Source organism: Hungatella sp. SL.1.14 (genome assembly GCF_024460495.1).
In the GTDB taxonomy this organism is placed as follows: Bacteria; Bacillota; Clostridia; order Lachnospirales; family Lachnospiraceae; genus Hungatella; species Hungatella hathewayi.
On record NZ_JANFYJ010000244.1, the window covers coordinates 1 to 311 of the forward strand.

A 311-nucleotide genomic window follows, 5' to 3' on the forward strand; every position below is an offset into this window, starting at 1 on the left:
CCAGCTTCACCGGTCTGCCGGAGGCTTTAGCCAGGGCGGCACAATAGAGTCCCTCCATGGGAACCGGGTTTTTGCTTCCGAAGCTTCCTCCGACATTGGCAGAGATGACGCGGACATTGACATTTGGCATGGCAATCTGCATGATCATTTTCTGGATGTTGGGGCTCTGGAAGCTGCCTTTCATATTGCACTGGTTTGGTCCGTCCCACCAGGCAACGAGACCGGGGCTTTCAGCCGGAAGCGGATTGGATATGGTATCATACTTTGAGGTCCCTTCCACGACGACGGTACACTCCTCAAAGCCTTTTTTG

Annotated in this window: 1 protein-coding gene; it reads right to left on the reverse strand. The window is 54.0% G+C overall.

Annotated elements, in window-relative coordinates; genetic code table 11:
* Positions 1-311: molybdopterin cofactor-binding domain-containing protein (locus NE473_RS30850; RefSeq protein WP_256265621.1), on the reverse strand; the 311-nt coding region annotated here is incomplete at both ends.